This is a genomic window from Paraoerskovia sediminicola, from assembly GCF_030296575.1.
In the GTDB taxonomy this organism is placed as follows: domain Bacteria; phylum Actinomycetota; class Actinomycetes; order Actinomycetales; family Cellulomonadaceae; genus Paraoerskovia; species Paraoerskovia sediminicola.
Genome location: NZ_AP027729.1, coordinates 1,076,858 through 1,100,194, shown reverse-complemented (window position 1 = coordinate 1,100,194; position 23,337 = coordinate 1,076,858). Strand labels below are relative to the sequence as shown.

21 protein-coding genes and 4 pseudogenes are annotated in these 23,337 nt (G+C 73.4%); 14 read left to right on the top strand and 11 right to left on the bottom strand.

From position 1 onward, the window contains the following. Positions 1–87: 87 nt before the first annotated feature. The 3 genes and pseudogenes from QUE47_RS05220 to QUE47_RS05210 all read left to right on the top strand — a co-directional run bounded on the left by QUE47_RS05220 (position 88) and on the right by QUE47_RS05210 (position 3,848). A pseudogene (locus tag QUE47_RS05220) lies at positions 88–1,130 on the top strand (NAD(P)-dependent alcohol dehydrogenase). Between the two features lie 175 nt (positions 1,131–1,305). Then, on the top strand, positions 1,306–2,988 hold the full coding sequence (locus QUE47_RS05215) for a SulP family inorganic anion transporter (RefSeq protein WP_286218863.1): 1,683 nt from the start codon (positions 1,306–1,308) through the stop codon (positions 2,986–2,988). After that, entirely contained in the window at positions 2,985–3,848 is an 864-nt protein-coding gene (locus QUE47_RS05210; RefSeq protein ID WP_286218862.1) for a bile acid:sodium symporter family protein, read from the top strand. The genes QUE47_RS05215 and QUE47_RS05210 overlap by 4 nt, the downstream gene beginning before the upstream one ends. Positions 3,849–3,855: 7 nt before the next feature. Here QUE47_RS05210 and QUE47_RS05205 read toward each other — a convergent pair whose 3' ends face one another. Continuing rightward, positions 3,856–4,989, bottom strand: a complete 1,134-nt coding sequence (locus QUE47_RS05205; protein WP_286218861.1) for a hypothetical protein — start codon at positions 4,987–4,989, stop codon at positions 3,856–3,858. Between the two features lie 209 nt (positions 4,990–5,198). On the opposite strand from QUE47_RS05205, the gene QUE47_RS05200 reads away from it, so the two are divergent. Next, on the top strand, positions 5,199–5,651 hold the full coding sequence (locus QUE47_RS05200; protein WP_286218860.1) for a VOC family protein: 453 nt from the start codon (positions 5,199–5,201) through the stop codon (positions 5,649–5,651). A 6-nt stretch (positions 5,652–5,657) separates the two neighbouring features. Here the strand turns inward: QUE47_RS05200 and QUE47_RS16625 are convergent, their stop codons facing one another. The 5 genes and pseudogenes from QUE47_RS16625 to QUE47_RS05180 form a co-directional block, all read right to left on the bottom strand. Further along, positions 5,658–6,110 carry a geranylgeranyl reductase family protein gene (locus QUE47_RS16625; protein ID WP_350227683.1) on the bottom strand — a complete coding sequence of 151 codons (453 nt, stop codon included), beginning with the start codon at positions 6,108–6,110 and terminating at the stop codon, positions 5,658–5,660. Then, positions 6,107–6,607 (bottom strand): annotated as a pseudogene (locus tag QUE47_RS16620) (NAD(P)/FAD-dependent oxidoreductase); the annotation flags it as partial. The pseudogene QUE47_RS16620 and the gene QUE47_RS16625, both read right to left, overlap by 4 nt. Before the next feature lie 83 nt (positions 6,608–6,690). Next, complete coding sequence (locus QUE47_RS05190; protein ID WP_286218859.1) at positions 6,691–7,227, bottom strand: isoprenylcysteine carboxyl methyltransferase family protein; 537 nt, start codon at positions 7,225–7,227, stop codon at positions 6,691–6,693. 196 nt (positions 7,228–7,423) lie between these two features. Then, positions 7,424–8,356 (bottom strand): annotated as a pseudogene (locus QUE47_RS05185) (type III polyketide synthase); the annotation flags it as partial. Positions 8,357–8,425: 69 nt separating this feature from the next. Further along, the gene (locus QUE47_RS05180) at positions 8,426–9,166 is read right to left on the bottom strand and encodes a potassium channel family protein (protein WP_286218858.1); all 741 of its coding nucleotides are present in this window, start codon (positions 9,164–9,166) and stop codon (positions 8,426–8,428) included. A gap of 59 nt (positions 9,167–9,225) precedes the next feature. Here QUE47_RS05180 and QUE47_RS05175 point away from each other — a divergent pair, with 59 nt between their 5' ends. Together QUE47_RS05175 and QUE47_RS05170 are read left to right on the top strand one after the other, a co-directional pair. Continuing rightward, entirely contained in the window at positions 9,226–10,074 is an 849-nt protein-coding gene (locus QUE47_RS05175; protein ID WP_286218857.1) for a UbiA family prenyltransferase, read from the top strand. A 101-nt stretch (positions 10,075–10,175) separates the two neighbouring features. Beyond that, the gene (locus tag QUE47_RS05170) at positions 10,176–10,802 is read left to right on the top strand and encodes a hypothetical protein (RefSeq protein ID WP_286218856.1); all 627 of its coding nucleotides are present in this window, start codon (positions 10,176–10,178) and stop codon (positions 10,800–10,802) included. On the opposite strand, the gene QUE47_RS05165 is transcribed toward QUE47_RS05170, so the two are convergent. After that, on the bottom strand, positions 10,792–11,205 hold the full coding sequence (locus QUE47_RS05165) for a hypothetical protein (RefSeq protein WP_286218855.1): 414 nt from the start codon (positions 11,203–11,205) through the stop codon (positions 10,792–10,794). The two genes, QUE47_RS05170 and QUE47_RS05165, sit on opposite strands and share 11 nt — an antisense overlap. 34 nt (positions 11,206–11,239) lie before the next feature. Here QUE47_RS05165 and QUE47_RS05160 point away from each other — a divergent pair, with 34 nt between their 5' ends. From QUE47_RS05160 to QUE47_RS05150, 3 genes are all read left to right on the top strand, one after another. Further along, positions 11,240–11,857 (top strand): MarR family winged helix-turn-helix transcriptional regulator, encoded by a 618-nt coding sequence (locus QUE47_RS05160; RefSeq protein ID WP_286218854.1) that lies wholly within the window; start codon positions 11,240–11,242, stop codon positions 11,855–11,857. 88 nt (positions 11,858–11,945) lie between these two features. Beyond that, positions 11,946–12,707, top strand: coding sequence for an SDR family NAD(P)-dependent oxidoreductase (locus QUE47_RS05155; RefSeq protein WP_286218853.1), 762 nt, complete (start codon positions 11,946–11,948; stop codon positions 12,705–12,707). An 88-nt stretch (positions 12,708–12,795) separates the two neighbouring features. Beyond that, positions 12,796–13,194, top strand: a complete 399-nt coding sequence (locus QUE47_RS05150) for a hypothetical protein (protein WP_286218852.1) — start codon at positions 12,796–12,798, stop codon at positions 13,192–13,194. A 58-nt stretch (positions 13,195–13,252) separates the two neighbouring features. Here the strand turns inward: QUE47_RS05150 and QUE47_RS05145 are convergent, their stop codons facing one another. Beyond that, on the bottom strand, positions 13,253–13,732 hold the full coding sequence (locus QUE47_RS05145) for an SRPBCC family protein (RefSeq protein WP_286218851.1): 480 nt from the start codon (positions 13,730–13,732) through the stop codon (positions 13,253–13,255). Further along, positions 13,729–14,085: an ArsR/SmtB family transcription factor gene (locus QUE47_RS05140; protein ID WP_434019731.1), complete on the bottom strand. Its 357-nt coding sequence runs from the start codon at positions 14,083–14,085 to the stop codon at positions 13,729–13,731. Before QUE47_RS05140 ends, QUE47_RS05145 begins: the two co-directional genes overlap by 4 nt. An 80-nt stretch (positions 14,086–14,165) precedes the next feature. Between QUE47_RS05140 and QUE47_RS05135 the strand changes: the two genes are divergently transcribed. From QUE47_RS05135 to QUE47_RS05115, 5 genes and pseudogenes are all read left to right on the top strand, one after another. After that, a complete protein-coding gene (locus tag QUE47_RS05135) occupies positions 14,166–15,101 on the top strand; it encodes a cation diffusion facilitator family transporter (protein WP_286218850.1) in 936 nt (311 codons plus the stop codon). 156 nt (positions 15,102–15,257) lie between these two features. Beyond that, positions 15,258–15,626 (top strand): hypothetical protein, encoded by a 369-nt coding sequence (locus tag QUE47_RS05130; RefSeq protein WP_286218849.1) that lies wholly within the window; start codon positions 15,258–15,260, stop codon positions 15,624–15,626. Positions 15,627–15,865: 239 nt separating this feature from the next. Beyond that, positions 15,866–19,612: pseudogene (locus tag QUE47_RS05125) on the top strand (DUF7507 domain-containing protein); the annotation flags it as partial. A gap of 281 nt (positions 19,613–19,893) precedes the next feature. Continuing rightward, positions 19,894–20,958, top strand: coding sequence for an NAD-dependent epimerase/dehydratase family protein (locus tag QUE47_RS05120; protein WP_286219398.1), 1,065 nt, complete (start codon positions 19,894–19,896; stop codon positions 20,956–20,958). 192 nt (positions 20,959–21,150) lie between these two features. After that, a complete protein-coding gene (locus QUE47_RS05115; protein WP_286218848.1) occupies positions 21,151–22,233 on the top strand; it encodes a TIGR00341 family protein in 1,083 nt (360 codons plus the stop codon). Between the two features lie 12 nt (positions 22,234–22,245). Here QUE47_RS05115 and QUE47_RS05110 read toward each other — a convergent pair whose 3' ends face one another. After that, the gene (locus QUE47_RS05110) at positions 22,246–22,752 is read right to left on the bottom strand and encodes a pyridoxamine 5'-phosphate oxidase family protein (protein ID WP_286218847.1); all 507 of its coding nucleotides are present in this window, start codon (positions 22,750–22,752) and stop codon (positions 22,246–22,248) included. Beyond that, on the bottom strand, positions 22,749–23,315 hold the full coding sequence (locus QUE47_RS05105) for a type 1 glutamine amidotransferase domain-containing protein (protein ID WP_286218845.1): 567 nt from the start codon (positions 23,313–23,315) through the stop codon (positions 22,749–22,751). The genes QUE47_RS05110 and QUE47_RS05105 overlap by 4 nt, the downstream gene beginning before the upstream one ends. Positions 23,316–23,337 lie beyond the last annotated feature (22 nt).

Here is a 23,337-nt window from a genome sequence, read left to right as displayed (position 1 = left end):
TCTAACTGATCAGTCTGCCTGATGACTTTCCTCACACCGCGGGTCGCGACGAGCGCGCCGCCGCGCCTCCCGGCCTACGCTCGACGGATGACCACCACCGTCCCAGCCCTCGCCGCCCCCACCCCGGGCGCACCCTTCGAGCGCACCACCGTCGTCCGCCGCGACCTCGGCACGCACGACGTGCTCATCGACATCGCGTACGCCGGCATCTGCCACTCCGACATCCACCAGGCGCGCGAGGAGTGGGGCAAGGGGATCTTCCCGATGGTCCCCGGCCACGAGATCACCGGCACCGTGGCCGCCGTGGGCCCGGAGGTCACCCACCACCTCGTCGGCGACCGCGTCGGCGTCGGTTGCTTCGTCGACTCCTGCCGCGAGTGCGACGCGTGCCTGCACGGCGAGGAGCAGTTCTGCGAGAAGGGCGCCGTGATGACCTACAACGGCCGCCAGTACTCGGGCGAGGAGACCTACGGCGGCTACTCGACGCAGATCGTCGTCGACGAGCGCTACGTGCTGCACATCCCGGACGGGTTGGGGCTCGACGTCGCCGCGCCGCTGCTCTGCGCCGGCATCACGACCTACTCGCCCTTGCGCCGTTGGGGGCCGGGCTCGACAAGCACGTCGCCGTCGTCGGCATGGGCGGACTGGGCCACGTCGCGGTCAAGATCGCGCACGCGATGGGCGCCGAGGTCACGGTGCTCAGCCACACCCTCTCCAAGCAGGCGGACGGCGAGCGCTTCGGCGCCGACCACTACGTCGCGACCTCCGACCCGACCGTCCTCAAGGACCTCCGCAAGAGCTTCGACCTGATCATCAGCACCGTCAGCGCGGACCTCCCGCTCGACCGGTACCTCGCAACCTTGCGCCTCGACGGCGCGATGGTCTTCGTGGGGCTCCCGCCGGACGCGCAGACGTTCCGCGTCGGGTCCCTGGTGGGCGGACGCCGCAGCCTGGCCGGGTCGAACATCGGCGGGATCCGCGAGACGCAGGAGATGCTCGACTTCTGTGCGGAGCACGGCATCGGCGCCGAGATCGAGATGATCGGGGCGGACGACGTGGACACGGCGTACGAGCGGGTCGTCGCCTCGGACGTCCGGTACCGGTTCGTCATCGACACCGCCACGATCTGACGCCCGGCGCCCGGGGAGCGTCGCCCCGGTGCGGGCGGGCGACACGGCGGTCGTGGCCGCGATCGCCGTCCGAGGACCCGGGCGGTACGGTCGGGTCGACCTGACGAAGCACGACGCGAGGGGACCACGGTGGTGAGGGACCTGGCTGCAGGCTGTGCAGCGCACGGGGAGGCTGGTGAGCCGCCGGCGTACCCGGCCCACGGGGCGTGACGTCGTGTCCGGCTTCGTGACGGGGTTGTTCTCGATCCCCGAGGGCATGGCCTACGCCACGGTGGGCGGCTTCGCCGCACCGATGGGCCTGTGGTCGGGTGCGGTGCCGACGATCGTCGGGGCGTTCTTCTCCCGGACGGTGCTGATGGTCACGACGCTGACGAGCGCCATCGCGCTCTCGGCCAAGAGCGTCATGACCGATGCAGGGCTCGACGCGGGCGACCTGGGCTCCGTCGCGGCCCTCACGGTGGCCGTCGGGCTGTGGATGGTGCTCCTCGGGGTGCTGAAGCTCGGGTCGGTCATGTCGTTCGTCTCGACGGCCGTGATGACGGGGTTCACGGCCGGGATCGCCGTGCAGATCGTGGCGGGCGTCGTCGAGGACGCGACAGGCTATGCGCCCCAGTCCTCGAACACCGTGGGCAAGCTCGTCGAGGCGGTGGCGCACGTAGGCGCCTGGGACGGTCCGACCGTCGCCGTGACGGCGGCGACCGTGGCGGCCTGGGCCGGCCTCGGCCTCGTGCGGCGCCTGCGGAAGATGGCGACCCTGGTGTCGCTGCTCGTGGTGACGGTCGTCGTCGCCGTGGCCGGGTTCGACGTGGAGTCGGTCGACGACATCGCGGCGATCCCGCGATCGCTGCCGCCGTTCACCCTGCCCGACCTGGGGTCGCTGCCCGCGCTGGTGACCGGCAGCCTGGCCATCGCCCTGGTGGCGCTCGCGCAGGCGGCCGGGATCGGTGCCGCCGTGCCGAACCCGGACGGGACCCGGACCGACGTCTCCCGCGACTTCACCGCGCAGGGCGTGGCCAACGTCGCCGGCGGGTTCTTCGGGGCGCTCCCCACCGGCGGCTCGCTGTCCAGGACGGGCGTCGCGACCAGCGGTGGCGCCCAGACGCGGTGGGCCGGCATCTTCGCCGGGGTATGGCTGATCCTGCTCGTGCTCGCCCTGGGCCCGCTCGCCGGCGCCATACCGATGGCCGTCATCGGCGGGCTGCTGATCGTCATCGGCGGTGAGCTGATCAGGGGCCGGTGGGACGACGTCCGACTCGTCGTGCGCACCTCGTGGCAGTCGGCCGCGGCGATGGCCGTCACGTTCGCGGCGACGACCCAGCTGCCCCTCCAGGTAGCGATCTTCATCGGGGCCGGGCTGTCGATCGTGCTCTACGCGGTGCAGTCGGCGAGGCGCGGCCGGCTCGTCGAGCTCGTCCGGCTCGACGACGGGTGGACCCTCGCTGACGCCCCCGCGGTCCTGCCCAACGAGCGGACGACGGTGCTCCACTACCTGGGCAGCGGGTACTTCGCCGAGGTCAACCGGGTCGAGGAGGAGTGGCCCGACGTCTCCGCGGTCCACGACGCCGGGCTCGTCGTCTCGTTCCGTGGATCGATGGGCATCCCGTCGTCCACGTTCATCAAGTCCTTCGACCGGCTGCTCGACCGCTGGCACGAGCACGGCGTCGAGGTCGTGGTCTGCGGGGTCCCCGACGACCTGAGACGTCAGCTCGAGCGCGGCGGGGCCACGACCCGGTTGCAGGACTCCGTGGTCGGCGAGTCCGACCTGCTCCTCGGCTCCGTGCGCGAGGCCTACGATCTGGTCGAGGAACGCCGCCGGAAACGCGCCGCCCGAGACCACCCACCACCGGAGGACCCATGACCGACGTGCTCACCACCCTCGCCCAGGTCGGGATCCTGGTCTTCGTCCTCGCGTCGATGATCGCCCTCGGCCTGTCCCTGACGGTCGGGCAGATCGTCACACCGCTGCGCGACGTGAAGCTCGTGCTGCTCGGGCTCGGGCTGAGCTTCGTCGTCGCCCCCGCCGCCGCCTGGGTGATCGCGCTGGTCTTCGGCCTGTCCGACGAGCAGACCCTCGGGCTGCTGCTGCTCGGGGTCGCCGCGGGCGCGCCGTTCCTGCCCAAGCTCGCCCAGATGGCGAAGGGCGCGGTGCCGTACTCCGTGGGACTGATGGTCCTGCTCATGGTCGTGACCGTCGGCTACGTGCCGCTGATGCTGCCGCTGCTGGTCGACGGCGTGGCGGTCAGCGCCTGGGACATCGCCCGGCCGCTCCTGCTGCTCATGCTCCTGCCCCTGGCGGTCGCGCTCGCCGTCCGCGCCCGGTACCCGGACGCCGCGAAGCTCGCCCCGGTGCTCAACACCGTCTCGACGAGCGCGCTGGCCCTCGGGATCGGGGCGGCGATCCTCGTCGCGCTGCCGCAGATCTGGGACCAGATCGGTACCGGGGTCCTGCTCGCCACGCTCCTGTTCACGGCGGTCTGCCTCGCGCTCGGGTACGTGCTCGGCGGGTCCGGGCGCGAGCAGCGCGTCGTGACCTCGCTCGGCACGGCGCAGCGCAACCTGTCGGCGGCACTCCTCATCGCCGGGACGAGCTTCGTCGACACCCCCGAGGTGCTGGTCACGGTGATGGTCGGCGCGCTGCTCCTCACCGCGGTCCTGCTGCTCACGGCGGCGGAGCTGGGCAAACGCGCGCCGGCCGGCGCGGCCGACACCCAGCCGTGAGCCGCCGCTAGTCCCAGCCGCAGGCCTCGGCGACGAAGGTGTAGACCGCGGCGCGCAGCTCGTCGGGCATCGGGACGTAGAAGACGTGCTGCGCGACACCGTCGACCGACGCGTGCACCGGGAGGAACGTGCCCCGCTTGTCCTCGGCGACGACGTGCGGGTCGCAGCGGTTCGGGGTGATGCCGAGAGCGATCTCGGCCGGCGTGGCTCCCGCCGTGACGTCCGGCGACCAGGCCGTGCCGTCCGCGGTGCGGCCGGGCCCTGCGGGGGCGAGCAAGGTGGTGCCGTCGATCAGGTCGACAGCGACCTGCGGGCCCGCCGGGACCGCAATCGCCGTCAGGAGCACCGCGGCCGAGTCGCCGGCCTGGTCGCTCGCGCGCACGAGCGCAGGACGCACCTCCAGCGTCGCCCCCTCCGCGACCGCCGCCGCGGCGCAGTCCTCCCCGCGGATCCGAGCCAGGTGCCCGCGAGGGTCGGCGACCGGTCCCGCGACCGTGCTCGTCGCGCCGTCGACCTCGATCGTCAGCGTGGCCCGCGCGGGGCCGGCTGTGGCGCTGGAGTCGCCGCGGTCCTCGCCGACAGCCTCGCCGACAGCACTGCCGGCACCGCCCGCGCTGTCCTCGTCGCCCGCGCTGTCCTCGTCGCCCGCGCTGTCTGCGCTGTCTGCGCTGTCTGCGCTGTCTGCGCTGTCTGCGCCGATACTGCTGTCATCGCCGCCACCGCCGTCCTCCTCGACACCGGGTTCCTCGCCGACAGCACCATCTCCCTCCGCGCAGACCGGTCCGCCGAGGGCGAGTGCTACGTCGCGGTAGCGACCTGGGCGCGCGACGGGGGCCGACCCGGGGCGTGTCATGCCGGCCGGGCCCGCGCCGTCCGACACGAGGGTGACGTCCACGACCGTCGCTGGTGCGCTGCCGTCGTTCGTCACGCGCAGCGAGACGACGCGGTCGGCGTAGTTCTCGCGCCCCTGCCTCAGCTCGAGCGAGATCCCGTCGGGGAGTGGGCCTGCGTCGTGCAGCGGGCCTGCGTCGTGCCCGGTCTCTGACGCGGGAGCGTCGCACGAGGCGAGCACCACGCCGAGGGCGCACGCGACGCAAGCGAGGATCGCCGTCCGGCCCCGGCGCGCGCTGCGGGTAGCCATCCCCAGAGCATCGCAGCAGCGTGTCCGCCACGCCTGCCGCGTCATCTCCCGGGCGTGGAGGGCGTGCACGCGCAGTGCCGGCGCTCGCGGACGGGGTCGGAGGCGGGCGTCCTGCGTCCGCGAGCCTCCGCACGGGCGAGCGCGGCGGTCTCGTCGCAGACTGGGTCGCGAAGACCGACCGACGGTAGAGACTCCAAGGAGCGATCTCGATGCCCGCCATCACCCCCAGCCTCTGGTTCGACATGAACGCGGAGGAGGCGATCGAGTTCTACGCGTCGGTGTTCCCGGACACCGAGGTCGGTGAGATGCTCCGCGGGCCGGACGGCGTCGCGATCACCGGCGACTTCACGCTGCAGGGCCGCACGTTCAACGCCATCAACGGCGGCCCGCAGTTCCCGTTCACGGAGGCTGTCTCGTTCATCGTCAACTGCGCCGACCAGGCCGAGTGCGACCGCTACTGGGACGCGCTGCTGGCCGGGGGCGGGGAGCCGAGCCGGTGCGGCTGGCTCAAGGACCGGTTCGGCCTGTCCTGGCAGATCGTCCCGACCGAGTTCTACGACCTCGTCTCCGACCCCGACACCGCGCAGCAGGTCATGGACGCCCTGATGCCGATGGAGAAGATCGACCTCGCGGTGCTGCGCGCCGCACGCGACGGGGCGTGACAGCGGTCATCGCGCGAGCCGCTCGACGACCGCCCCGTACAGCGGGGGCAGCGCCCGGGCGAGTGGCACTATCCCGCCCCGCGCCGGCGAGGTGGCGGCGGCGACGAGACCGCTCGTGAGCACCCGGTAGTCGCGGGTGGCCGCGCGCCACGCCCGCTCGTACATCTGCGGATCATCCAGATGTACGACGGCGGCCCGGGCCTGCGCCAGCCCCACCCGCAGGCCCTCCCCGGTCAGCGCGTCGACGTACCCCGAGGCGTCCCCGACGAGCCGGACGCGCCCGGCCGTCCTCGCCGAGGTCCGCTGCCGGAGCGGACCGGCGCCGCGGAGCGTACCGATGCGCTCCGCACCCTCGAGCCTCGCCGCGAGCTCGGGGAGGCGTGCCACCTCCTCGTCGAAGCGGGTGCCCCGGCGGCCGAGGATCGCGACGCCCACCACGTCGTCGGCGACCGGCGTCACGTACGCCTCGACGTCCTCCCCCAGTGGACCTCGACCAGGTCGCTCCACGGAGCGAGCCGGTAGTGCCGACGCAGACCGAAGCGGGCCTCGCGGCGGGACGCGACCTCGAGCCCGACGAGCTGCCGCACCGTCGAGTGGAGACCGTCGCACGCGAGCAGCCACCGCGCGCGGACGCCCGCCGCCGTGACGCCGTCCGCCCCGGCGTCCGTGACCGCGTCGACCTTCCCGGCGACGAACCGCGCCCCGAGCTCGCGGGCCCGGGCGTGCAGCGCCGTGTGCAGAGTCGTGCGCCGGACGCCGCGGCCCGGCCCCGCGCGGAACCGGTGGTCCGCGACGCGCTCGCCCTGGCGGTAGCTGATGCCGGCGATCGCGTGCCCGTCCGGGTCGACACCGAGCCGCTGCACCGCGCGCAGCGCGCCGGGCATGAGGCCTTCGCCGCACGCCTTGTCGATGGGCCCGGTGCGCGGCTCGACCACGGCGACCTCCAGACCTGCGAGCCGCGCCTCGATCGCGCACGCGAGGCCTACGGGTCCGCCACCGACCACCAGCACGTCGGAACGCACGTCGGTGCGGGCCTCGGTCACGGCCGATCTGACCGTGCCGACGGGAGGGCGCTGAGCGCGCGGTCCTCCGCAGGGATCCGGAACCTCAGCAGCAGCCACGCGTTCAGCACCGTGAACGCGAGCGCGGTCACCCATGCCGAGTGGACGAGCGGCAGCGCGAACCCCTCGACGACGACGGCGACGTAGTTGGGGTGCGGGATCCACCGGTACGGCCCCCGCGCGACGAGCGGCAGGTCGGGGACGACGATGACTCGGGTGTTCCAGCGCGGCCCCAGCGTTGCGATGCACCACCACCGCAGCGCCTGGCTGGCGAGCACGAGAGCGAGCATCGGCCACCCGAGCCACGGCAGGAACGGCCGGTCCGCGACGACGACCTCCACGACGCACGCGACCAGGAGACCCGTGTGGAGCAGCACCATCGCGGGGAAGTGCCCGCGGCCCGACTCGACCCCGCCCCGCGCGAACGACCACCGCGCGTTGCGCGCCGAGACGACCAGCTCCGCGAGCCGCTCGGCGGCGGTCAGCGCGACGAGCACCACGTACGCGGTGAGCATCAACGGCTCCCGTCGCGCGTCCGGTCCGCGGCAGGCTCCGGGTCCCGCCGCAGCAGCACGAGCTCGGCGCTGATCCCCGGCCCGAACGCCAGCAGGACGCCGTGCTCGCCGGGGCGGGGGCGCCGTCCGACATCGTGGCCGCCAGGACGTGCAGGACGGACGACGACGACAGGTTCCCCTGGTCCCGCAGCGTGGCGCGGGTGCGCGCGACGTCGCCGTCGGCGAGGCCGAGGGAGTCGCGGACGGCGTCGACCACCTTGGGTCCGCCGGCGTGCACGACCCACGCGCCGACGTCCGGCACGTCGAGGTCGTGGCGGGCGAGGAGGCCCTTGACGTCGGCGGCGAGGTGCTCGCGGATCACGTCGGGCAGGCCGGGGGACAGGAGGATCCCGAACCCGGTGTCGCGCACGTCCCAGCCGAGGTGGTCCTCGGTGTCGGGGTAGAGCCGGCTCGCGGAGTCGACGACCCGCAGGGCGGGCGCCTCGGCAGGTGCCTCCGCGGGGGCGGGCGGGCGGGGCGTCCAGTCGTCCCCGGCGACCACGGCCGCCGCCGCGCCGTCCCCGAACAGGCCGGACGAGACCAGGTTCGCCGTGGAGTCGTCACCGTGCTGGATCGTCAGCGAGCACAGCTCGACCGAGACGAGCAGCGCCACCTGCGCCCGGTGCCCGGCGAGGTGGTCGTGCACCCGCGCCAGCCCGGCGGCGCCGGCGACGCAGCCCAGCCCGAACGACGGGACGCGGACGACGTCGTCCCGCAGCCCGAGCCGCGCCACCAGGCGGGCGTCGATCGAGGGGACGGCGACCCCGGTCACGGTCGTGAAGAAGACGAGATCGACCTCGTCGGGGGTGACCCCGGCCGCGTCCAGCGCGGCGCGGCACGCCTGCTCGGCGAGCGCCGTCCCCTCGCGGGCGAAGTGCGCGTTCGCGAGCCCGAACGACGTGATGCCGGCGTAGTCGTCGACCGGCAGGGCGAGGTGTCGCCGCTCGATGCCGGACGCCGCGTGCAGCTTCTCGAGGAGCGCTCGGCGCGGTCCGGGCGCCGCGAGCAGGGGTCCGATCTTCGCGGTGATCTCGCGCTGGGCGTAGGTGTTGCGGGGGAGGACGGGGCCGACGGCCAGGATGCGCGCCATGCGGGCATCGTCGCACCGAGCGCGGGTGCCCGCCGGTCGGGTCGGCCGGTCAGGTCGATCGGTCCCGGCTCAGTCCTGGCCGGCGCCGCTGGTCTCCCCGGGCCGCCCGCCCTGCCAGGCCGCCGCGCCGAGACTGACGATCATCGCCACGACGGTCACGAGGTACACCTGGCCGATGATCGCCTCGCTCGTCGCCAGCAGCCGCCCGACGTCCGTCGCCGCGGCGACGTCGCCGTAGCCGAGGGTGGTGATGGTCGTCAGGGAGAAGTACATGAAGGTCGTCGTCGGCTCCGCCTCACCGAAGAACTGACCGCCGATCCCGTCCACCGACAGGAACGCGAAGTAGTAGGCGACGCCGATGAGCAGGTACGCCGTGAGGGCGCCGAGCAGCGTGCTGAGCGTCACGGAGTGGTGGCGCAGGAGCCGGCGGACCACGAAGATCGGGGCGACCAGCGCGAAGCTGGCCAGCACGGGCGAGACCCCGAGCGCCGCGTCGCTCTCGGCGAGGCCGAACAGGTCGGTCACGACGGCCAGCGCCAGGAGCGCGACCAGCACGCCCACGACGACCTCCGCGCGGCGGCGATGCCGCTGTGCGAGGCCGGACGCCCGGAGCGAGAGCAGCAGGGTCGCCGCCACCAGGGCGGTCGTCCCGATGATCGCCACCTTGCGCCCCGCCGACCCGAGGTCGCCCGTGAGGGGCACGAGGGAGAGCATCGCGACCGACGCGCACGTCAGAGCGAGGAGCAGACCGAACCGGTCGACGTGCGGTGAGTCGTCGTCGAAGAAGGGGCGACGTCGTCTGCTGGCCACGTGCCCAAGTTACCCGCCGCCCTCAGGACGCATGCACGGCGAGGCGCTACCGTCCGAGCATGACGGGGACGGGAGTGCGGCTGCGGGGCCTGCTCGTGGCGACCCACGCCGGACCGATGGCCGTCGTCACGCTCCTCGCGCTCGCGCTGTCGGCCGGGATCTCCGCCGGTCGGTGGTCGACGACGCTCGTCACCCTCGCCGTGCTGCTGGGCCAGGTGTCGGTCGGCTGGAGCAACGACTGGCTCGACGCGCCGCGCGACCGTGCAGTCGGCCGCAACGACAAGCCCGTCGTGGTCGGGGCCGTCAGCCCCCGCACGCTCCGGACGGGCGCGTTCGCGGCGCTCGCGGCATGCGTCGCGCTCTCCTTCTCGGTGGGGTGGCAGGCGGGTCTGCTGCACACCGCCGCCGTGCTGAGCGCGTGGACGTACAACGCGTGGCTCAAGCGGACGATGCTCTCGTGGCTGCCGTACGCCGTGTCGTTCGGACTGCTGCCGGCGTTCGTCGTCGCGGGGGCCCAGGACGGGCGGGTCGTCGCGGGGTGGACCGTCGCGGTGGCGGCGCTGCTCGGCGTCGGAGCGCACGTCGCGAACGTGCTCCCGGACCTCGAGGACGACGGCGCGACGGGGGTGCGCGGGTTCCCGCACCGCGTCGGGCGTCGCTGGTCGAGCGTGCTCGCCCCGGTGTTCCTCGGCTCCGCGAGCGTGCTGATCGTCGTCGGCCCCGACCGGGTGCCCGGTGCCTTCACCGTCGTGCTCGGGCTGCTGGCCCTCCTGCTCGCCGTCTCCGCGGGCGTCGTCGGAGCGGTGCGGCCCCGCTCGCGGGTGCCGTTCACCCTGAGCATGGGGGTGGCCGCGGTGTGCGTGGCGCAGCTGGTGATCGCGGCGCCGTTCGTCGCTGTCCCGGCCTAGCCGCCGGCCTGGCCGCCGGCGGAGGCGGAGGCGCCTCCTCCCGTCGCGTACCTTGGCCTGCACGCCCTGCGCGGGTGCGCGGACCGGCGAGGGGAGTGGGAGTGGCCGTCGAGGAGGCGGGCGAGCGAGCGAGCGCCGCGGAGGCCCGTGGAGCACGTGGAGCACGGCGTCCGCGGGACGAGTACGTGTTCGTGGGCACACCCGCGGGCGGGCGGATCCGCCCCGAGACCTTCCTGCGGCCAGGAGCGCTGGACCCTGCGGCGCTGCTGGTCGCGAGGATCGTCCGGCGCAGCTTCTACCCTGCGCTGTTCGTCGGGCTCACGATCGCCTGGGTCACGGGGACCTTCACGGCCGAGACCTTCGACCTGCTGAACAGCCCGGGCGAGTACATCGCCGCGCTGCTCTCGCCCCTGGTCGGCATCGCCATCGCCATCGCGCTGCGGTTCCTCGGGATCGTGCTCGGGTTCGTGCTCGCGTTCCCGCTCGCGTCGTCGGCCTGGGCCACCGGTACCGCGGCCACGAGCCGGCTGCGCCGGACGTTCGACCGGATCAACGTCACGAGCGCCTATGCGGCGATCCGGTGGACCTGGGCCGTCCAGCAGGAGGCTGCTGCCCGGGCCGGGTCCGTCGGCAGGCAGCTCGTGCGCGTCGAGCTGGTGCTGCGCGTGCTCACTCCCGTGTCGGTCGTGGCGTTCCTCGTCGTGGCCACCGTCACCGTCAGCGGGTGACGGTGCGGGCCTGGTGCGCGCGGTACGCGACCATCAGCGCGACGGCGGTGAGCGCAGCGAGGGCGAACGGGCCCACGGTCTTGACCGTGTCGCCGATCGACAGGCCGATGAAGCCGTCGAAGACCTGGACGACCGTCATCGTCGCGCCCACCACCAGCAGCACCCTGAGCGACCGGGACGTCAGGACGAGGAGAGCCGCGACCGCCAGCCCGATGCTGCGCGAGGCCGCGTAGAGCGCGAAGTCCTCGCTCGCGCCGTCGCCGAGGACCCCGGCGACCGAGTACCCGAGGCTGATCAGTGCGCTGAGGACGGTGATCGTCGCCGCTGCCCAGTACGCCGCGCCGCCGAGCTGCTCCGCGGGCTGGGGGCCGCTCGCCGAGCCGTCCCGCGCATTCTCGTTCACCGACTGAATCATTCGTCCAGCGTAGGCTAAGCGTGTGACGTCGTCGAACAGCCCTGCCCCTGCACGTGCCCTCCCGGAACGCCCCGCGACCGGTGCGCTCCCGGTCGTCGCGGGAGCCGCGTCGCGCGGCGCGGCCCGGGACGCGCTCTCCCTCGACGAGCAGGGGGCGCCCCTCGGGTACCTCGTGACGAAGGTCGGCCGCGCGACGACCTCACGGTTCACTGAGGCGCTCGCGGACCTCGACATCCGGCCCAAGCACTACGGGCTCCTCGCCGCGGTCGCGCAGGGCCCCGCGGACGACCAGCAGGCGATCGGTCGCGCGCTGAACGTCGTCCCCAGCGCCGTCGTCGCGATGATCGACGACCTCGAGGCGCTCGGGGCCGTCGAGCGGCACCCGTCGGCCGCCGACCGTCGACGGACCGAGGTCTCGATCACCGACGACGGGCGCGCGCTCCTGGCCGCCGCGACCGAGCGCGGCAGGGCGGTCGACGACGAGATCCTCGCCGCCCTCGACGCCGGGGAGCGCGCCGCCTTGCACGCCGTCCTCGGTCGCGTGATCACCGCCCTCGACCAGGTGCCGGACGACGGCCCGCTCACCTCGCCGCCCGGTCGCCACGCGGCTCCCGTCGAGCCCGCGCGCAGCCGCGCCTGACCGCGGCCACCAGGCCCGCGGCCCTCGCAAACCTTTCAGTGCACACCGTCACCCCGGCTCGCCGGCCCACGTCGTAGGAGGAGCAGCCATGCCCACAGACCCCAGCGCGCCCGTCGCCGTCGTCACCGGGGCCAGCAGCGGGATCGGTGCGGCGACCGCCCGGGCCCTCGCCGGCGCCGGCTATCGCGTCGTCCTCGGCGCGCGCCGCGCCGACCGGCTGGAGGCCGTCGCCGCGGACTGCGGCGGGACGCCGCTCACCCTCGACGTCACCGACCAGGGTTCGGTGGACGCCTTCGTGGCGGACGTCGTCCGGCACCACGGGCGGTGCGACCTCCTCGTGAACAACGCGGGCGGGGCCAAGGGAGCCGACGCGGTCGCGGACGCCGACCTCGACGACTGGCGCTGGATGTACGAGACGAACGTGCTCGGCACGGTCCGGATGACGAAGGCGCTGCTGCCGATGCTCGTGGAGTCCGGGGACGGCCAGGTCATCACCATCGGCTCGACCGCCGCGCGGGAGGCCTACCAGGGCGGGGCGGGCTACAACGCCGCGAAGTTCGGCGTCGCGGCGCTGTCCCGGGTGCTGCGTCTCGAGCTCCTCGGGCAGCCCGTCCGGGTGAGCGAGGTCGACCCGGGCCTCGTGGAGACGGAGTTCTCCCTGGTGCGTTTCGACGGCGACCGGGAGCGGGCGGACGCCGTCTATGCGGGACTGACGCCGTTGACGGCGGACGACGTCGCCGAGACCGTGCGCTGGATCGCGACGCGGCCTGCGCACGTGAACATCGACCAGGTGCTGATGATGCCGCGCGACCAGGCGGCGGCGAAGCTCGTGCACCGCCGGGAGGCGTGAACCGGGCCGGCGTCCCCGGCCCACGCGTCGCCCGACCGTTCGCCGATCGTCAGGCTCCGGGCCGTCGTCCGGCACCTAGGGTCGACCGATGACCACTGAACCCGAGCTCGCGCCGGTCGTCGAGGTCGTCGGCGTCTACCACGCCGACGGCGGCTTCGTCGGCGAGGCCCGCTACGTCGTGGGCAAGATCCTCGGCCGCGCGCACTGCGCGCTCTGCGACGTCTCCCACTCGCCGGTGCGGCGCAAGCGGTCCTGGGACGCGATGGTCTCGCGGCTCGGTGTCCCCGTGAGCACGGTCCACCTGAACGAGATGTCGGACGACGTGGCGCGGGTCGTCGCGGAGGTCGGCAGCCCCGTCGTGCTCGGGCGGACGGACGAGGGCCCCGTGGTGCTCCTCGACGCTGCCGCGCTCGAGGAGCTCCACGGTTCCGTCGACGCGTTCGAGGCTGCGCTCCGCGCGGCTCTCGTGCCCCGATCGGTCGCCTGACGCGGGCTCAGCCGCCCGGAGCGAAGCCGCGCGAAGGTGCTCGGGCCCCGCGCGCAGGTCAGAGGGTCGCGAGCAGCTCGTCCATGCGCTCGTAGCCCTCGGTGAGACCGGACTCCATGCCGCTGGCGACCATCCCGTCGCGGTCCTCGACCGACTGGTAGACGGCGTGGGTGCGCGTGCGCGTCCGGTCGCCGTCGAGGGCCTCGAGGGTGACGGTCTCCAGGCTGACGTGACCCGGGTAGCCCGCGAACTCGAAGGTCTGGGTGATCGACTCGTTCTCGACGACGGAGTGGAACGAGCCGTGGAACCCGTAGCCGTTGCCCTCGGGGTCGCGGTGCGTGTAGGCCCAGGAGCCCCCGCTGCGGGCGTCGTAGTGGTCGAGCTCCATCTCCAGGCTCCGCGGGCCCAGCCACCGCCGGACGAGGTCGGGCTCGGTGAAGGCCCGGTAGACGAGCGCGACGGGCGCGTCGAGCTCGCGGACGACGTCGATGTACGGCAGGCCCTCGGGGGCGGTGACCGTGGTCGGGTTGGTGCTCATGGTTCCTCCGTCTGCATCTGTGTCAGCAACCCGTCGAGGTTGCGGTAGCGGCGCTCGGTCGCGAGCCGGTACTGGTCGATCCAGCTCGTCAGCGCCTCGAGTGCGGCCGCGTCGAGGTGGCACGGTCGCTTCTGTCCCTCGCGGGTCCGGGTGATGAGCCCGGCCTTCTCCAGCACCTGGATGTGCTGGGAGACGGCCTGCTTGGTGATGGTGAACGGCTCGGCGAGCTCGTTCACCGTCGCCGGGCCTCGCGAGAGGCGAGCGATGATCGCTCGACGCACGGGGTCGGCGAGCGCCAGGAACGCACGGTCGAGACCGTCTGATCCGTCCTTCGTCGCACTCAGGTCAACCAACTCCTTGATCAAGCATCAACTTGATCATAGGCACGGTCAGGACGTCTGACAAGCCCTCGCGGCGTCCGTACGATCGGCGGATGGGTCACGACCACAGCGGCACCCCCGGGCCGGCCGGTGCTGCACCGGCGCCCGACCACCGCCGCCGGCTCGCGGTCGCGTTCGGCATCACGGCGACGATCCTCGTCGCGCAGGCCGTCGGCGCCGTCCTCACGGGATCGCTCGCGCTGCTCGTCGACACGGCGCACATGCTCACCGACGCCGGCGGGCTCCTGCTCGCCCTCGTCGCGGCCTCGTTGACGCTGCGGCCCGCGTCCGCCCGGCGGACCTGGGGCTTCCGTCGCGCGGAGGTGCTGGCCGCCCTCGCGCAGTCGGCGGTGCTGCTCGCCGTCGGGGTGTACGTCCTGGTCGAGGGTGTGCAGCGGCTGTTCGACCCGCCCGAGGTGCCCTCGACGGAGCTGGTGGTCTTCGGCGTCGTCGGGCTCGTGGGGAACCTGGTCGCGATGGCCGTGCTCCTCGGTGGTCGCCGGTCGAGCCTCAACCTGCGCGCCGCGTTCCTCGAGGTGCTCAACGACGCGCTCGGCTCCGTCGCGGTGATCGTCGCGGCGGTCGTCATCGCGACGACCGGCTGGCAGCAGGCCGACGCGGTCGCGGGTCTCGTGATCGGGGCGCTGATCCTGCCCCGGGCCCTCAAGCTCCTGGGCGAGGCCGCGAACGTGCTCCTGGAGTCGACCCCACCCGGTCTGGACCTGGACGAGGTGCGATCGGCGCTGCTGGAGGTCGACCACGTCGAGGCGGTCCACGACATGCACGCGTCGCTCATCGCGAGCGGGCTGCCCACGCTCTCGGCTCACGTCGTCGTCGAGGACGGCTGCTTCCGGGACGGGCACGCCCCGCAGATCCTCGACGAGATGCAGCGCTGCGTCGCCGAGCGGTTCGCGGTCCCTGTGGAGCACTCGACCTTCCAGCTCGAGACGGCACGGCACGCGGAGCACGAGCCCGGCAGCCACGACTGAGGGCGCCCGGGTCCGCCGGCGAACGGGTGATCTTCGGCGTGAACTGCCTGTCCAGCGGGTGATCGTGTCCGTGATCTCGACCGATCGAGCCATGGTCGGGCGGGCGCCCCATACCCTGTCCGCAGGACCTGTCGTCATCACCCGTGAAGGATCTGGATGAACCCCCGCCCCACCCTCTCTGCTCGCGCGCGCTCGTGGGTCGCCTCGGCGACCTCGGCAGCCCTGATCTCGGCGGCCGCGCTCACCGGTGCCGTCGCGCTCGCGACGCCCGCGAGCGCCGACAGCACCACGGGGACGGGCCCGGCGACCAGCGGCACCTCCGTCGCCGTCGAGCAGTTCGAGGGCGCGACGGTGCTCGACCCGGCATGGACGGTGCAGGGCGACACGTGCCTGACGGGAGCGCCAGCGGGTCAGGTGCCACCGGCGGGCGCCGCCCAGATCGGGGACTGCTCGGCGCACCAGGTCGCCGAGGGGTCGAACCCCGGCCCCCGACCGTCGGCGCCACACCCGGCTACCTCCAGCTGACCGACGCCGCCGGGTTCGCGCGCGGGAGCGTGCTCTACAACAAGCCGATCCCCGCCACCGCGGGCATCTCGTTCACGTTCGACCAGTACCAGTACGGCGGCACGGGAGCCGACGGGATCGGCTTCTTCCTCGTCGACGGGTCGACCAACCTGACGGCGCCCGGCGCCGACGGCGGCAGCCTGGGCTACGCGCAGCGCAACGGGACCCCGGGCATCGCGGGCGGTTACCTCGGCGTCGGCATGGACTCCTACGGCAACTTCTACAACGACGGCGAGGCGCGCGGGAAGAACTGCGCGATCGGCAGCCACGCACCGACGGCCCAGGAGGGGCCGTCCGCCCCCAACGTCATCACGCTGCGCGGTCCCGGCACGGGGACGGACGGCTACTGCTGGATCGACTCGACGGTCGAGCAGCCGATCCAGGACCCGGACCGACCGGTCAGCACCCTGAACTACGGCAACGGGACGCTCCGCGGTGCCGACCTCGCCGCCGGCTTCCGCACGATCAACGTCCAGGTGACCCCGAAGACGCCGGGTGCGCAGCCGGGCGACGCAGGGTGGCCGCACGTCATCGTGCAGGTCCAGTACCCGGGCAGCACCGACTGGGTGCAGGAGCTCGACGTCGCGGCGCCCATCGGCGGCCCGGACACGTACAAGTTCGGGCTCTCGGCCTCGACCGGAGGGTCCACGGACGTCCACCTGGTGCGCGGCGTCACGGTCGACACGATCGTCAAGCTCAACGACCTCAACCTCGAGAAGCAGGTGGACCGCTCCGGCGCCCCGCTCCCGGCCGTGATCACCGCCGGGACCCAGATCCCCTACCTGTACACGGTGACGAACGCCGGCAGCGAGACGCTGGACGCCCTGAGCATCGTGGACGACAAGATCGCCACCGCCGACATCACCTGCCCCACCGACCCTCTGCCCCCGGCGCCGGCCACCGGCTCGACGGTCACCTGCACGGGCACCTACACCGTCACCGACCAGGACGTCGCGGACGGAGCGGTGACGAACATCGCGACCGCGCACGCGACGGCACCGATCGCGGGTGACATCGTCTCCAACGAGGCGACGGTCACGGTCCCGCTCGTCTCGTCGATCGAGCTCGCGAAGGGCGTGATCACGCCTGCCCCGTACGCCGTCGGGCAGACCGTCCTGTACGAGTACGAGGTGACGAACACCGGCGGCTCGACGGTCTCCGCGCTCACCGTCTCCGACGACAGGATCCCTGACCAGGCGAACATGTTCTGCGCGAGCGTGACCATCCAGCCCGGGGACATGGTCACCTGTGTCGGCACCTACGTCCTCGCGGCGGGGGACGTCGCCGCCGACGGCACCCTGACCAACACGGCGCAGGCCACAGCGCGCACGCCGATCGGCCAGGAGGTCGTCTCCAACGAGGACCAGGCGACGATCCCGGTCTACACGGACGTCGCCGTGACGAAGACGGTCGACGAGCCGACCCCGGTGGTCGGTGACGACGTCGTCTACACGGTCACCGCGACGAACGACGGCCCGAGCGTGGCCGACGGCGTCGTGGTGACGGACGCGCTCCCTGGTGGGCTGACGTTCGTGTCGGCCGACCCTGCCGCGGACTACGACGAGACGTCCGGTGCGTGGGCCGTCGGTAGCCTCGACGTGGGCGACTCGGCGACGCTGCGGCTCACCGCGACGGTCGACGCCGGGTCCCAGATCGTCAACACCGCGACGCGCACGGCGACGACGCAGGTGGACATCGACCCGAGCAACGACACAGCGACCGCCACGATCGACCCCGTGACGCCGACCCTGGACATCGCGGTCGAGAAGGGCGTGCTCGACGCGTCCGGGACGCCTCAGGACACGGGCGAGGTGCTCGTCGGCGACGAGGCCACGTTCCGCGTCACGGCGACGAACAACGGCCCCTTCGCCGGCACCGACGTGACGCTGACGGACACCCTGCCTGCCGGTCTCACCTACGTCCCGGGGTCGTCCTCCGGTGACGGGACCTACGACGCGGCGACGGGTGTCTGGGACATCGGTGCGCTCGCGGTGAACGCGTCCGCCACGTACGACTTCGTGGTCACGGGGTCGACCCTGGGCACGTACACGAACGTCGCGACGCTCACGACCTCGACGCCCACGGACACCGTGAGCTCGAACAACGAGGACTCGGCGACCCTGACGGTGCGCGGCCCGCGCGCCGACCTGGCCGTGACCAAGCAGGTCGACGGCCAGGACAGCACCACCGCGAAGGTCGGCGACACGGTCACCTACACCATCGAGGCGACGAACGACGGCGCCGACCCGGTCGAGGACGTCGTCGTCACCGACGCGATCCCGGCCGGCGTCTCCGCCGTGCCGGGCACCCCGACGCAGGGGACGGTCACGGCTGACGGCGCGACGTGGACGGTCGGCGACCTCGCCGTCGGTCAGACGGAGACTCTCACCGTCGCCGGGACGCTGACCGCGTCGGGGACCCACGTGAACACCGTGGTCATCGACTCGACCCAGGTCGACTTCGTGGACGTCGACCCGTCGAACGACACCGCGTCGGCGAGCGTCGACACCGACGAGGCGCAGCTCGACGTCGCCGTGACGAAGGACGTCGACAGCCCGACCGTCCTGCTCGGCGACCAGGCCACGTTCACGATCACCGCGACGAACGACGGCGGGCCGAACGGCGTCGTCGCCGACGACGTCGTGCTCACCGACGTGTTCCCGGCCGGGCTGTCCATCGACGCGTCGTCCGCGTCCGCAGGGACGTTCGACGAGAGCACCGGGGTGTGGACGATCCCGACCCTCGGCGTCGGTGACGCGGAGGCGGCGACGCTGACGATCACGGCGACGGCCGATGCCGTCGGCGTCCAGGACAACACCGTGTCCCTGACCAGCCTCAAGCAGACCGACACGGACCCGGACAACAACGCCGACTCGGCGCAGGTCCAGGTCGTCGAGGAGTCCGACCTGGTCCTGACGAAGGACGTCTCGACGCCGACGGCGCAGCCGGGCGACACCGTCGACTGGACCGTCACGGTCCGCAACGACGGCCCGAACGACAACCGCGGGGTCGTCGTCGGCGACACCGCGCTCGTCGGGGCGGACGTCACGAAGGTCGACGCGCCGTCCGGCACCTCGTTCGAGGAGACCACGGGCGTCTGGACCGTCGGCGACCTGGCGGTCGGCGACTCCCGGACCCTGACGGTCACGGTCACCGTCCCCGACGGTGCGCAGGGCGACACCCTGAACACCGCGACGATCACGGCGCACGAGGTCACCGACCCCGACCTGACGAACAACACCGATGACGCGACCTACACCGTCCCGGTGGCGGACGTCGCCGTCGTGAAGTCGGTCGACCTCCCGCAGGTCTACGTCGGTGACGAGGTGACGTTCACGGTCGGGGTCGACAACCTCGGCCCGGACGCCGCCGATGCGGTCACCGTCGACGACGTCCTGCCCGCGGGCCTGAGCTACGTGTCGTCCTCGGCCACGGTCGGCAGCTACGACGCCACCGCGGGGCTGTGGACCGTCGGGGACCTCACGGTCGACGCGGACCCTGCGACCCACCAGGCGGAGCTCACCGTCGTGGCGAAGGCGGACGCCGCCGGGACCGCGACGAACACGGCGACGTCCGACCGCTCGAAGGCCCTACCGTACGACCCGGACCTCGCGAACAACGAGGCCTCGGCGACGGTGACCGCCGTCGAGCCGCCCGCGGACCTCGCCGTCACCAAGACGGTCGACCGCCCGCAGGTGGAGGTCGGCTCCGGCGTGACCTACACGCTCACGGTCACGAACCTCGGCCCGGGCACGGCGACCGACGCGACGGTGACGGACCCGTTCCCGGCCGGCGTCACGCCGTCCGCGGTCGACGCGGGGCCGGGCGCCTCGTGCACGCTCTCGGGTCAGGACGTCGCCTGCGACCTCGGTGACATGGCGGTCGGCGACACCCGGACCGTCCAGGTCGCTGCGACGGGCGACACCGCGGGCACGCTCACCAACACGGCGACCGTGTCGACCACCGCGGTCGACCCGGTGACGGCGAACGACACGGCCTCGGCGGACCTCGTCGTCGTCGAGCCGGCGGTGGTCCCGGGCGGCGGCACGGACCACGGGAACCCCCTGGCGGTGGCGGCACGCTCCCGTGGACCGGTGCCGACGTGGTGCCGTTCGCCGTCGGCGCGGGCGTGCTGCTCCTGCTCGGCGCCGGGCTCGTCCTGGTCGCGCGCAAGCGCCGGGGGCCTGACCTCCACCGAGGACCGCGCCCCCTGGGGCACACTCGGGGGATGAGGCTCCTCGTCCTGGGTGGTACCGCGTTCGTCGGTCGCGCGGTGGTGGACGACGCCGTCGCGCGCGGCTGGGACGTGACCGTCCTCAACCGTGGACGATCGGGCAGCGGGTCACTGCCGGACGGCGTCACGCAGGTCGTCGGGGACCGCACCCGTCCCGAGGGGCTGGCCGGGCTGGGCGAGGTCGACGGGCCGGCCGGCGGGGTCTGGGACGCCGTCGTCGACACCTGGTCGTGGGCGCCCTCGGCGGTGCGTGACTCGGCGCGGCTCCTCGCCGACCGTGCCGAGCGGTACGTGTACGTGTCGAGCAGGTCCGTCTACGACGCCCCGGCCGCCGGGGCCCGTGAGGACTGGCCCGTCGTCGACGGGTCCCCGGACGACGGCCCCGACGTCCCGTACGCCCGCCTCAAGCGCGGTGCCGAGCTCGCCGTCGCCGAGGCGTTCGAGGAGCGCGCCACGATCCTCCGTCCGGGACTCGTGCTCGGACCGCGGGAGGACGTGGGCCGGCTGCCGTGGTGGCTGACGCGGGTCGCGCGCGGGGGACCGTTCGTCGCGCCCGGCCCCGCCGAGGCCCCCGTGCAGCTCGTCGACGCGCGGGACCTCGCCCGGTTCGCGCTCGACCTCGTCGATCCGTCGCGGCCGACGCCCGCTCCGCCCGGCCCTGTCGACGTCGTCGGACCGTCCGGACCCGTGACCACGGGGCGGCTGCTGCTCGTGTGCGTCGCGACGACGTCCGACCACCGCCGACGCACCGGAGCGCCCGAGGCGACCCCGCGATGGGTCGACCCGCAGGTGCTCCTCGACGCCGGGGTCGAGCCCTGGACGCAGCTGCCGGTCTGGCTGCCCCCGGGTGAGGACCACGACGCCCTGCACCGCTCCGACGTGACGACCGCGCTCGACCTGGGGCTCGTCGTCCGGCCCGTCGAGGCGACCGTCGCCGACACGTGGTCGTGGCTGCGCGCCCTCGCCCGGGACGGCGACGGGACCGCGCCCCTGCGGACGGACCGGCCCGCGGTCGGTCTGGACCCGTCGCGCGAGCGGGAGGTCCTCGCCGGGCTCTGACCGTGCTGGACGGTCGGCCGGGCGCGCGGCCGGACGAGTGGCCGGATGCGCCGCCGGACACGTGCCCGTACGGAACCGGAAGAGCGCCGCCGTACGGAATACTTGGCACGTCGAGCGCGCCCCGATGGCGGGGCGCCGGCTCGGCCGGCCGCCGCCGTCGGCGCGGACCGCGGCACGCACGAACGGCCAGACATGACCACGACTTCCACACCTCCCGCGACCCCGGACGGGACGTCCGCCGGGCTCGGCTTCGACCGCCGCTTCTGGGGCCTCGTCCCGACGCAGCAGCGTCGCGCGCTCGACGAGCTCGCCGACCGGCTCGACCTCGACTCGGGTGACACCCAGGCCAAGAGGTCCGCCTTCTGGGCGATGCTCTCGCTGTCGGGGCTCATCGCGATCGCGGGCGTCATCACGGACTCGACCGCCACGGTGATCGGGGCGATGATCATCGCCCCGCTGTCGACGCCGATCCTCGGCGTCGGGCTGGGCATCGTCACCGGCCGACCGAAGCGCGTCGCGCGGTCCCTGCTGTACGTCGTCGCGGGGCTCGCGCTCGTCGTCCTCATGGGCTACCTGATCGCCCTCCTGCTCCCCGCGACGACGAGCGTCCTGACGAACTCCCAGGTCACGGGTCGGACGTCGCCCGGCATCCCCGACCTGGTCGCCGCCTTCGCGACGGGTTTCGCCGGCGCGATCGCGCTCTCGCGCAAGGACCTGGGCGACGTGCTGCCGGGCATCGCGATCGCCATCTCGCTGGTGCCGCCGCTCGGGGTCGTCGGGGTGTGCCTCGGTCAGGGCGCGCCGTCGCTCGCGCTCGGTGCGCTGCTGCTCTTCGTCTCGAACGTGGTCGCCCTCGTCATCGCGTCGACCGTGGTCTTCACCGTCGCCGGCTACGCGAAGGAGGCGATCGTCGCCAGGGCCGCGTCCGCGCGGGGCGACCGGCGCCGACGGCGCACCTACGTCCTGATCGGTGGCGCGGCCGTCGTCGTCGCGATCCCGATGGTGGCGAACACGGTGTCCGTGGCGCTCCAGGCCGTGTGGACCGGTCAGGTGTCGGCAGCGGCCGACGAGTGGCTCGCCGACACCCCCGGGGCGTCGGTGGAGGACGTGGCGTGGCAGGCCGACCAGGTGGTGGTGCAGGTGCGCAGCCCCGAGGCGCTGCCCGACGTCGCGGAGCTCCAGGACCGGGTCGACGAGCTCGTCCCGCTGGACCCCGACGTCGTCGTGCTCCACACGGTGGGGGAGCGCGTCGAGACGGAGACGGCCGGCGGATGACGCCTGCGGTCGTCAGAGACCGACCGTCTCGTTCTGGCCGCCCTCGAACCGCTCGCCCGTCACCTTGGCCTTCACGAAGCTGACCGCGGTGACCAGGCGGCCGCCCGGCGCGGACCAGAACTCGGCGGTCTCGGCGTGCAGCCGCAGCAGGACGACGCCAGGAGTCTCGGGGCCGTCCGGGAACCATGCCTCGGCGCCCGCGCCCCAGAGCTCACGGATCGTCTCCTGGTCGCGCACCACGCCGACCCGGCCGGAGATCGACAGCCACGACGACGATCCGACGAACGCGGCGTTGGCCCGCGCGTCGTGCGCCACCTCGCCCGCGGCGTGCGCGTCGGCGTCGGCGAAGAACCACAGGTCCCCGTCGAACTCGGTCTCCTGGACACCCATGGGGCGGCTGACGAGCGAGCCGTCCTGCGCGAGCGTCGTCAGCATCGCGATCCTCGTGTCCCGGACGATCCCGCGCACCGTCCCCAGCTGCTCGTCCGTGGCCGGCTCGGCGCCGGTGCGTGGGCTCATGCCGACACCTGCGACAGGGTGTCGTCGATCGCCCCGAGGAACTCGTCGAGGTCGTCCGGCGTGCGCGAGGTGATCAGGGTGTATCCCTCGGTGGGGCAGACCTTCACCGGCTCGTCGACCCAGGCGGCGGCGCCCGCGTTGCGGATGTCCGTCGCGAGAGAGGGGTAGGAGGTCAGCGTCTTGCCCTCGACCAGGTCCGCCTCGACGAGGAGCCACGGGCCGTGGCAGATCGCAGCGATCGGCTTCCCCGCCCCGGCGAACGCGCGCGCGAGCTCGACGGCGTCGCTCTCCAGGCGCAGGGCGTCGGCGTTCAGGGTGCCGCCCGGGACGAGCAGCAGGTCGTACGCACTTGCGTCCGCAGCGGCGAGGGTCGTGGTGGGGTGCGTGGTCTCGCCGGGGTCCTCGTCGCCGACGAGGGTGCGGATCTCGTCGTCGCTGACGGCGGCGACGTCGACGGTCGCCCCGGCGTCACGCAGGTGCGCGACAGGGACGAGGAGCTCGTCCTGCTCGATCCCGCGGTTCGTGACGACCGCGAGCACGCGGCGTCCGGTCATGTCGGTCATGTCGGTCTCCTCCTCGGCTGCC

Bases quoted from the DNA above. Each gene is read 5' to 3' on its own strand.
- QUE47_RS05210 (WP_286218862.1), top strand. From the start codon at position 2,985: ATGACCGACGTGCTCACCACCCTCGCCCAGGTCGGGATCCTGGTCTTC.
- QUE47_RS05205 (WP_286218861.1), bottom strand. From the start codon at position 4,989: ATGGCTACCCGCAGCGCGCGCCGGGGCCGGACGGCGATCCTCGCTTGC.
- QUE47_RS05200 (WP_286218860.1), top strand. From the start codon at position 5,199: ATGCCCGCCATCACCCCCAGCCTCTGGTTCGACATGAACGCGGAGGAG.
- QUE47_RS05190 (WP_286218859.1), bottom strand. From the start codon at position 7,227: ATGCTCACCGCGTACGTGGTGCTCGTCGCGCTGACCGCCGCCGAGCGG.
- QUE47_RS05175 (WP_286218857.1), top strand. From the start codon at position 9,226: ATGACGGGGACGGGAGTGCGGCTGCGGGGCCTGCTCGTGGCGACCCAC.
- QUE47_RS05155 (WP_286218853.1), top strand. From the start codon at position 11,946: ATGCCCACAGACCCCAGCGCGCCCGTCGCCGTCGTCACCGGGGCCAGC.
- QUE47_RS05150 (WP_286218852.1), top strand. From the start codon at position 12,796: ATGACCACTGAACCCGAGCTCGCGCCGGTCGTCGAGGTCGTCGGCGTC.
- QUE47_RS05145 (WP_286218851.1), bottom strand. From the start codon at position 13,732: ATGAGCACCAACCCGACCACGGTCACCGCCCCCGAGGGCCTGCCGTAC.
- QUE47_RS05135 (WP_286218850.1), top strand. From the start codon at position 14,166: ATGGGTCACGACCACAGCGGCACCCCCGGGCCGGCCGGTGCTGCACCG.
- QUE47_RS05130 (WP_286218849.1), top strand. From the start codon at position 15,258: ATGAACCCCCGCCCCACCCTCTCTGCTCGCGCGCGCTCGTGGGTCGCC.
- QUE47_RS05120 (WP_286219398.1), top strand. From the start codon at position 19,894: ATGAGGCTCCTCGTCCTGGGTGGTACCGCGTTCGTCGGTCGCGCGGTG.
- QUE47_RS05115 (WP_286218848.1), top strand. From the start codon at position 21,151: ATGACCACGACTTCCACACCTCCCGCGACCCCGGACGGGACGTCCGCC.
- QUE47_RS05110 (WP_286218847.1), bottom strand. From the start codon at position 22,752: ATGAGCCCACGCACCGGCGCCGAGCCGGCCACGGACGAGCAGCTGGGG.
- QUE47_RS05105 (WP_286218845.1), bottom strand. From the start codon at position 23,315: ATGACCGACATGACCGGACGCCGCGTGCTCGCGGTCGTCACGAACCGC.